General features: G+C 74.3%; 9 protein-coding genes and 1 pseudogene. 3 read left to right on the top strand and 7 right to left on the bottom strand.

Annotated elements, in window-relative coordinates; genetic code table 11:
* Nucleotides 1-118 precede the first annotated feature (118 nt).
* The gene (locus ACFQ3T_RS08610) at nucleotides 119-1,087 is read left to right on the top strand and encodes a hypothetical protein (protein WP_380722084.1); all 969 of its coding nucleotides are present in this window, start codon (nucleotides 119-121) and stop codon (nucleotides 1,085-1,087) included.
* 22 nt (nucleotides 1,088-1,109) lie between these two features.
* Here the strand turns inward: ACFQ3T_RS08610 and ACFQ3T_RS08615 are convergent, their stop codons facing one another.
* The 6 genes from ACFQ3T_RS08615 to ACFQ3T_RS08640 form a co-directional block, all read right to left on the bottom strand.
* Nucleotides 1,110-2,495: an MFS transporter gene (locus ACFQ3T_RS08615; protein ID WP_380722086.1), complete on the bottom strand. Its 1,386-nt coding sequence runs from the start codon at nucleotides 2,493-2,495 to the stop codon at nucleotides 1,110-1,112.
* 136 nt (nucleotides 2,496-2,631) lie between these two features.
* Nucleotides 2,632-3,120, bottom strand: a complete 489-nt coding sequence (locus ACFQ3T_RS08620; protein ID WP_380722088.1) for a MarR family winged helix-turn-helix transcriptional regulator — start codon at nucleotides 3,118-3,120, stop codon at nucleotides 2,632-2,634.
* A gap of 51 nt (nucleotides 3,121-3,171) precedes the next feature.
* Nucleotides 3,172-4,521 (bottom strand): glycoside hydrolase family 6 protein, encoded by a 1,350-nt coding sequence (locus tag ACFQ3T_RS08625; RefSeq protein ID WP_380722092.1) that lies wholly within the window; start codon nucleotides 4,519-4,521, stop codon nucleotides 3,172-3,174.
* A gap of 86 nt (nucleotides 4,522-4,607) precedes the next feature.
* Nucleotides 4,608-5,258 (bottom strand): response regulator, encoded by a 651-nt coding sequence (locus tag ACFQ3T_RS08630; RefSeq protein ID WP_380722094.1) that lies wholly within the window; start codon nucleotides 5,256-5,258, stop codon nucleotides 4,608-4,610.
* Nucleotides 5,243-6,337, bottom strand: coding sequence for a hypothetical protein (locus tag ACFQ3T_RS08635; RefSeq protein ID WP_380722096.1), 1,095 nt, complete (start codon nucleotides 6,335-6,337; stop codon nucleotides 5,243-5,245). The genes ACFQ3T_RS08630 and ACFQ3T_RS08635 overlap by 16 nt, the downstream gene beginning before the upstream one ends.
* Entirely contained in the window at nucleotides 6,330-7,394 is a 1,065-nt protein-coding gene (locus tag ACFQ3T_RS08640) for a sensor histidine kinase (protein WP_380722098.1), read from the bottom strand. Before ACFQ3T_RS08640 ends, ACFQ3T_RS08635 begins: the two co-directional genes overlap by 8 nt.
* Before the next feature lie 93 nt (nucleotides 7,395-7,487).
* On the opposite strand from ACFQ3T_RS08640, the gene ACFQ3T_RS08645 reads away from it, so the two are divergent.
* Entirely contained in the window at nucleotides 7,488-7,700 is a 213-nt protein-coding gene (locus ACFQ3T_RS08645) for a hypothetical protein (RefSeq protein ID WP_380722100.1), read from the top strand.
* A pseudogene (locus ACFQ3T_RS08650) lies at nucleotides 7,672-7,953 on the top strand (response regulator transcription factor); the annotation flags it as partial. The gene ACFQ3T_RS08645 and the pseudogene ACFQ3T_RS08650, both read left to right, overlap by 29 nt.
* A 7-nt stretch (nucleotides 7,954-7,960) precedes the next feature.
* On the opposite strand, the gene ACFQ3T_RS08655 reads toward ACFQ3T_RS08650, so the two are convergent.
* A partial coding sequence (locus ACFQ3T_RS08655; RefSeq protein ID WP_380722102.1) for a MerR family transcriptional regulator occupies nucleotides 7,961-8,421 on the bottom strand: 461 nt, incomplete at its 5' end.

The following is an 8,421-nucleotide window of genomic DNA, read 5'->3' on the forward strand; positions in this document are numbered from 1 at the left end:
ATTTTAACGGTCGCACGCCCCCGGTTCGCGCCCACACCGCGTGCCGCTGCTCACAGGGAGAACTCGGTGGACGGCGTTTCCCCGGCATGACGTAATACCGGCGTCGAGGAGGAGGACCGTGTTCACACGACGGGTGGAGTTGCGGCGGCACGGCGGGCTCGTTCCGGTGAGCGAGGACGACGTCCTGGTCACCGCCGACGTCGGGCCGCACGGCGAGGTGGTCGCGCTGTGGTCGACGCCGGAGGGCCGCGAGGTGCTGCACGCGCTCGACGGCGGCCGTGGTGGCGCGAGCTTCCCCGCCGTGCGGGCCGCGCGTCCGGTGGCGGCCCGCCTGACCCGGCACGTCCCCGACCGGGACGCCGTCGTCCACCTGGACGGTCTCGCGCTCGCGCACTGCCACGTGCAGCCGTTGCCGGGGGACCGGTTCCTCGTGGTCGGCGCGCGGAACCGCTGGACCGCCGACGGTGTCGAGGACAACGCCCACGTGGTCGACCCCGCGGGCGGCGTCGTGCGCACCGCCCTGTTCGGCGACGGCGTCGCCCACGTGGCGGCCACCCCGTCCGGCCAGGTGTGGGTCGGCTACTCCGACGAGGGCGTGTACGGCAACTTCGGCTGGGGCGGTCCGGGCCCCGCGCCGGTCGGCGGGTCCGGACTCGTCCGGTTCGGCCGCGACCTGACCCCGACCTGGGCGTACCCGCACGACGGCGACTTCGACGGGATCGACGACTGCTACGCGCTCAACGTCGCCGGCGAGACGGCGTGGACGTGCTACTACTCCGAGTTCCCCGTCGTGCGGGTCGACGGCGACCGGGTGACCGGGTGGGAGAACGAGGTGGAGGGCGCGACCGCCGTCATCACGGACGGCGTGCGCTGCGCGCTGGTCGGCGGCTACGGCGGGGAGCGCGACCTGGTCCGGGTCGGGGAGCTGACCGGGGACGGGCGGTTCGAGGTCCGGCACACGCGGCGGTTGGCGCTGCCCGACCGCCGTCCGTCGAACGGGTGGACGGCGGTCGGGCGCGGGGACGTGCTGCACGTGATCTCGGGGACCGCGCACTACCGGCTCGACCTCGACCAGTTGCCGGGCTGACGCGTGGTCCTGCCGGAGGGCGTCAGGCGGGGCGCTTGCGCAGGACGACCAGCGTGACGACGAACGCGGCGGCGAGCAGGGCGGCGGCGACGGTGAACGCCACGTGGTACCCGGCGGTGAGGGCGGCGGCTTCGGCGACGCCCGCCGCGCGGTCCTCCCCGGTGCGGGCGGCGGCCAGCGTGGACAGGACGGCCACGCCCACGGCCATGCCGACCTGCTGGGTGGTGTTGAACAGCCCGGACACCAGGCCCGCGTCGTCCGGCTTGGCGTCGGACATGCCCAGCGACGCCAGGGCGGGCAGCACGAGCCCGCCGCCCGCGATCAGCAGCATGACCGGCAGCAGGTCGGTGACGTAGTCGGCGTCCACGGGGACGGTCCGGAGCTTCAGCATCGCGCCGAACAGCAGCGCGAGCCCGGCCAGCAGCACGGCGCGTTCGCCGAACCGGTTGTTCAGGCGGGCCGAGAGGAACAGCGACACACCGCCGATGGCGACGGCCGCGGGCAGCATCGCCAGGCCCGTGGCCAACGCGCCGTAGCGCAGCACCTGCTGCATGAAGAGCGCGACGATGATCTGGAACGCGAACATCGCCGACAGCGTGAGCACCTGCACGAGGTTCGCCCCGCTGACGTTGCGGGACCGCAGGACGCGCAGCGGCATCAACGGCGTCCTCGCGGTCGCCTGGCGCACGGTGAACGCGGCCAGCAGCGCCACCGACAGCGCGCCGAGGCCGAGCGTGTGCGCCGCCGTCCAGCCGTGCTGCTCGACCTTGACCACGGTGTAGATGCCGAGCATCAGGCCGCTGGTGACGAGCGCCGCGCCGAGCACGTCCGCGCCGGCGGCCAGTCCCGCCCCGCGGTCGGCCGGCAGCGCGCGGACCGCGAGGAGGATGGTGGCCACGCCGATGGGCAGGTTGATGAAGAAGATCCAGTTCCAGCTCAGCGCGTCGGTGAGGACACCGCCCAGGACCTGCCCGAGGGACGCGCCGGCCGCGCCGGTGAAGCTGAAGACGCCGATCGCCTTGGCGCGTTCGGCCGGGTCGGTGAACAGGGTCACCAGGATGCCGAGCACGACCGCCGAGGCCATCGCGCTGCCCGCGCCCTGGAGGAACCGGGCGGCGATCAGCAGGCCGGGCGTGGTAGCCGCGCCCGCCAGCAGGGACGCGGCGGTGAAGACGGCGTTGCCCGCGAGGAACAGGGCCTTGCGGCCGACCAGGTCGCCGAGCCGGCCCGCGAGCAGCAGCAGGCCGCCGAAGGCGATCAGGTACGCGTTGACGGTCCAGCTGAGGCCGGCGGGGGAGAAGCCCAGGTCACGCTGGATGGCGGGCATCGCGACGGTGACGATGCTGCCGTCGAGGATCGTCATCAGCATCGCCGCGGACAGCACGGCGAGCGCGGTCCACCGGTTCACGCGAGGCGTGTCCCGTGGTGCTTCGAGGGGTGTTCCGGAGTCGGTTCCGACATCCGACGGCATGGCTGGCTCCTGTTCCCGCGGTGACAGGAGCAACCGTAGCGGATAGTTTTGTTACAGACAATCTAGTGCGGACTCACTTGGTGCTCTCGCGGGCGCGGCGGGCCGTCTGCGGCGCCGCGACCGGCGTCGACAGGTGGCCCGTGACCAGCAGGTTCATCGCGTGGAGGAGGGCATCGCGGTCCTTCTTCGGCAGCGACTCCAGCGCCGCCCGGTGCACGCCGTCCACGATCTCCTGACTGCGCCGGGCCACCTCCGCGCCCTTCTCGGTGACGGCGATGATCCGCGCCCGCCGGTCCGTGCTGGACGGCCGGCGCTCGGCGAGGCCCGCCTTCTCCAGCGCGTCCACCGTGACGACCATGGTGGTCTTGTCCATGTCGCCGAGCTCGGCCAGCTGGATCTGCGTGCGCTCCTCTTCGAGGGCGTGGACGAGCACGCAGTGCATGCGCGCCGTGAGGCCGATCTCGGCCAGCGCCGCCGCCATCCGCGTGCGCAGGACGTGGCCGGCGTGGTCGAGGAGGAAGGACAGGTCGGACTCGGTGCGGGCCGGGGCCATGGCGGACATGGCCCCAGCCTACCTACTCGGACACCGGCGGATTATCCGCAACGAACCTGGTCACAGCGGTGGGTGGGCGTTGCGCAGCAGCTCCCGGAACTGCTCGGAGTGCCACTGCCCGGCCGGTGGCGCGTTCCGCCACGCCCCCGTCGGGTACTGGCTCGCGCCCGGGTAGCCGGTGTAGTCCGGGTCGCACATCCGGTTGTGGTTCTCGTCGCCGATCGGCAGCGGGATGGACGCGCCGTCCGACTCGCCCGGCGGCTTCATCCACACGTACGCGTCGACGTTCGGCCGGGGCGCCGCGACCGGGCGTTCGCCCAGGCCCGTGCCGGTCTGGTTGCACCAGTTGTAGATCCGGACCCGGCGGTCGACCCGGCTGGTGTCGACGTAGGTGTCGACGCTCGTCTCCGGGCCCGGCCCGGTCGGCCGGTTCGGACCGCCCCAGCCGTTGCGCGAGGTGTCGACCAGCACGCCCACGCGCGGGTCGAAGCCCGCCGCGACCGCCTCCGCGCGGAAGGCGTCCACAAAGGACAGCTCGTCGACGAACGGGTTCCAGTCCACCCACCGGCTCTGCCGGATGTGCTGCCCGTTGATCACCGTCTTGACGAGGAACTCCTCGCGCAGCGCCGAGTAGTCGGCGGTGTTGGCGATGAACCCGTGCACCGCGCCGAGCCCGCCGCCCGAGCGCGCCGTCCTCGCCAGCAGCTCCAGCGTCGGCTTGCGGTCCTCGTCCCAGCCGATGCCGCCGTGGTGGCTGATGTCGAGGTAGCTGTAGACGTTGCGGATCGCGCCGAGCTTCGCCAACGCGTACGCGACGCCCCCGGTGTAGGCGCCGTTGGCCTTCACGGTCTCGCACTGCCAGGTCGCCCACGACCGCGGCGCGGTGTGGGTCACCAGGAACGGCAGCGAGTTCGGCTCCACGACGGCGACGATCCGCAGCCGCGCGTACGCCGGGTCGGCCAGGATCGCGGCGATCGGGTCGACGAACTCCTGCTTGTAGCGCGGCAGCTCGCTCGCGTCCAGCTCGCCGTTGGTGGACAGCCGGCCGCAGTCCCGGCCGGGCAGGTCGTACAGCACGAGCTGGACGACCCCCGCGCGCTGGCGCAGCGCCTCGTCCAGGTGCGCGCGCAGGCCCATGCGGCCGTTCGAGCCGTGGATGGACGCGATCCGGTCGAGCCACACGCCGGTCGGCTGCCCGGCGACGGCCGCGCCGCCCGCCTCGGCGGCGGCACGGGCGGACCACTCCGGGTTCACGTAGGCGCGGACGCCGACGTACGGGTTGTCCACGCGCACCGACGTGCGCGGCGCGGCGGCGGGTGGCGGATCGGCCGCGTGGGCCGGGGCGACCACGAGCCCCGCGGCCAGCGCGACCGCGGTCAGCACGTGGCCGACGCGTAAGGAAGACCTCATGAACGGCTACCTCCGGTGATCACGACGAGGTGAAGGGAGGCGGTGTGCTGCCCACGGTACCGGCCGACCACGGTCCGCGGCCACGATCAGAGGTCGTCCACGCCGATCAGCCCGTCCTGGATCGCCCGCGCCACCAGCGCGGCCTTCGTCGGCGCCTCGCGCCCGATCAGCGCGTACTTGATCCGGATGCGTTCGAGGTGCGAGTTCACCGTGCTCAGCGAGATCCCCAGGCGCTGCGCCACGAACTCCTTGGACTCCGACTGGAACCACTCCACCAGCACCTCGGCCTCGCGCGGCGACAGCGCGGGCCGGTGGTCGGAGCGGTCGGCCGCCAACGCGCCCGCCAGCGACGGCGGCGTGTACGGCCGCCCCTCGGCCGCCGCGCGGGTCGCCTGCACCAGGTGGTCCGCGCCCTCCGCCTTGGTCAGGTAGCACAGCGCGCCCAGCTCCAGGCACTGCAACGCGATCGCGTCGTCGGCGCGCATCGAGTAGACGACGACCCGCCGGCCCGCCTCCACCAACCGGCGCAGGTCGCCGAGCACGGGCGCGGGACGACCCAGGTGCAGGTCGAGGATCACCACGTCGGCCAGGGCGCCCTCGCCGAGCCACGCCGCGCGCACGTCCTCGCCGCTCGCCGCGACCCGGATCGGGGGAGTGCCGGACGACAGCCAGTACGCGACGCCCGCGCGCACCGCCGGGTGGTCGTCGATCACCACCGCGCTCAGCTCGTCCGCCATCGGGCCTCCATCCGCGTGTGCCGACCGTACGTCCCGCATTCGACTTCGACCCGCCCCGTCGCGGTTCCCACGTCCACGCCGGCGTCGGCGACCACCGCCACCCGGACCTCGCCGTCGCCGCGCAGCAGGCTGACCCGCGCGCGCACGCGGGCCGCGACCAGCGCCACCGCGAGCGGCCCGGCGAACTCGCGCCGCACGTCGGTCGGCACCGGCACCGGCGCGCCGCTGACCGCGAGCGACACCACGACACCGCGCCGTTCGGCCACGTCGACGCAGGCCGTGACCTCGTGCACCAGCGGGTCCGGCACGTCGTCGTTCTCGGCGAACAGGCGGCGCAGCTGGGTGGCCGCGAGCGCGCACCGCAGCCGAGTCTCGTCGGCCCGCGGGTCCAGCACGCCGTCCGCCAGGTCCGCCAGCAGCGGCAACGTCGTGCCGAGCTGCCCGGCGAACCCGGCCCGGAGGTCCTGTTCCCACTGCTCGGCCAGCGCGGCCCTGGTCGCGGCGCGTTCCCGTTCGGCGGCGACCTCGGCGGCCAGGCGCGCGCCGCGGACCAGCACCCGGGAGATCACCAGGACGCCGAGCTGGAAGCTGACCACGCTCAGCACCACCACCCCCGCGCCGCCGACCTCCGCCCGGTCCGGCGTCCCGGCCAGCAGCCACTGGGTCACGCTGATCGCGACGTGCGCCGCCTGCGCGGCCAGCAGCGCCGCCACCCGGTCCGGCAGCAACAGCAGCAGGTGCCACCCGACCAGGCCGAACGACCAGTGCGTCGGACCGAAGTGCGCGTCCGGCGGCAACACGTCGGTGGCCACCGCGGACGCGGCGAGCACCGCCACCGCGCCGACCACCACCAACGGCGGCGGCAACGGCTTGCGGCGCAGCACCCACACCGCGCACAACGCCGTCACCAACGCCGGGACGGCGAACGCGGCCAGCGCGGCGGGGTGGTCGTGGACCAGGAGAGGCCCAACCCCCAGGGTCGGCTGCACCAGGGCCGTGACGCCCAGCAGCACCAACCGCAGGCTGGCGAACACGTGCCCCTCGGCGTCGACGGCCGACGGCACGACCCGGTCAGCCACGCGGCCACACCAGCCGCACCGTCGTGCCGCCCGGCCCGGACGTCACCTCGCCGCCGCCGCCGACCGCCGCCATCCGCTCGACCACCGAGCCGCGGATGCCGCGCCGGTGCGCGGACACGGCCCCGACGTCGAACCCCGGACCGGTGTCCGCCACCCGCACCTCCACGCCGCCGCCCCGTGCCGTCACGCGCACCTCGGCCGCGCCGGTGCCGGCGTGCCGCTCGACGTTCGCCAACGCCTCCCGCAGCGCCCGCACCAGCGCCAACGCCACCGACGCGGGCACCAGCACCGCGTCCCAGCGCGCGTCGACGGCCAACGGGCTGCGCTCCACCACCGTCCGCAGCGACGAGCCGACGTCCACCACGCTGTCGCGCGGCTCGCCGGAGGCGCCCGTCAACAGGTCGAGGTCGCGGCGCGCGTACCCGGCGACCTCGGCCGGGTCGGCGTCCCGCCCGTTCACCGCCACCACCAGGAACGTCGCCGACGCGGTGTCGTGCAGCAACGCCAGGTACTCGCGCTCGCGGGCACGCCGTTCCAACGCCACCGCCTCCACCCGCTCCAGCGCGGCCCGCCGGGCGCGGAGCCCGTCCACCCGGCGCGTGGAGCGGCGCACCAGCCCGAACGCCAACCGCGCCAGCACGCACTCGACCACGACCCTCAGCACCGCCGTGCCGACCCAGCCGAGCGTCCCGACGTACGCGGCGAGCAGGAGGACCGTCACGGGCGCCGACACCTTCGGCGACCACTCCCACTGCAGCGTGATCGCCGTGGTCGTGAGGACGGTGAGCGCCCACTGGTCCGTGCCGCCGATCCACTCGTGCGCCACGCACACCGCCACCACCCGCACGACGCAGAACGCCAGGGCGAGCCGCGGCGCGCCGAAGTCCGCCACCGCGCAGGCCACCACCAGGCCGAGCACCGCCAAACCGGGCGCCAGGCCGTCGGACGGCACGGACAGCAGGCCGAACACGCTGATCAACGTGGTGGCGACGCCGCGGACCGGCCCCGCGAACCGCGCGATGGAGGTCAGGAACCCCGCTTCGACCTGCCCCGGCATGCGGCGACCTTAGCCGTCTACGACTTTCGTCAGGGGCGCCCCTGGTCGGTCGCCGGATGTTCCGGCGCCCCGCCGATTCCTAGGTTCACCACCGTGAAAGCCCACCTGATCGGCGTGGTCGTCGCCCTGGCTGCCCTAACGCCGCCCCTCCCCGCCGCCGCGCACGCCGAACCGACCGCTGCCGAATTGACCGCTGCGGAACCGACCGCTGAGGCCATCGACGCCTACCTGACCGAAGCGTTACGGGACACCGGTCTGCCCGGCCTGTCCGTCGTGACCGAAGATCGCCCACCGGGTCGTGGTTGACCTGCGCGGCGGCCGCCTCGCCCGCTACGACGAAGCCCGCAGGCGCGTCTCCGCCCTCACGGCGCGCGAACGCGAAGTGCTGGCGCTGGTCGGCGGGGGCCGCACCAACCAGGACATCGCCCGCCGCCTCACCGTCGCCGAGGGCACGGTGAAGGCCCACGTCAGCACCATCCTCCAGCGGCTGGACGTGGCGAACCGCGTCCAGGCCGCCATTCTCGCCCACGAAGCCGGTCTGACCACCCCTGCCTCGTGAGGCCACGTCACCCCCGGGCGGCGGTCCAGGCGAGGTAGCGGTGGAGGGCGGCGGCGGCTTCGAGCATCGCGGTGTCCCGGCGGGTCAGGTCGGCCTCCCGCGACGCGATGGCGGCACGCAGCGCCTCCGTGCCGCCCGAGCTGCGGAACTGGTCCATGATCGGCTTGATCGCGGGCAGCGGGTAGCGGCTCTGGCGCAGGGTCGCCACCAGGCGCGCGTCGCGGACGTCGGCCGTGCCGTAGCGGCGGTGCCGGTCGGTGTCGCGTCGCGGGCTCAGCAGGCCCGCGGCCTCCCACACCCGCAACGCGGACGGTCGGACGCCGAGGCGTGCGGCCAGCTCACTCACCCGCAGACCACCCCGCGGCACGGTCTCCGCGCCGTGCCCGGACACCTCCGCGCCGGACACCGCCGCGCCGGACGTCTCCGTGCCGGACGTCTCCGTGCCGGACGTCTCCGTGCCGGACGTCT

Source organism: Saccharothrix hoggarensis (assembly GCF_042678885.1).
Taxonomy (GTDB): Bacteria; Actinomycetota; Actinomycetes; order Mycobacteriales; family Pseudonocardiaceae; genus Actinosynnema; species Actinosynnema hoggarensis.

Excerpts from the sequence above, each read along its gene's own strand:
- ACFQ3T_RS08620 (WP_380722088.1), bottom strand. The coding sequence starts at position 3,120 with ATGTCCGCCATGGCCCCGGCCCGCACCGAGTCCGACCTGTCCTTCCTC.
- ACFQ3T_RS08625 (WP_380722092.1), bottom strand. The coding sequence starts at position 4,521 with ATGAGGTCTTCCTTACGCGTCGGCCACGTGCTGACCGCGGTCGCGCTG.
- ACFQ3T_RS08640 (WP_380722098.1), bottom strand. The coding sequence starts at position 7,394 with ATGCCGGGGCAGGTCGAAGCGGGGTTCCTGACCTCCATCGCGCGGTTC.
- ACFQ3T_RS08630 (WP_380722094.1), bottom strand. The coding sequence starts at position 5,258 with ATGGCGGACGAGCTGAGCGCGGTGGTGATCGACGACCACCCGGCGGTG.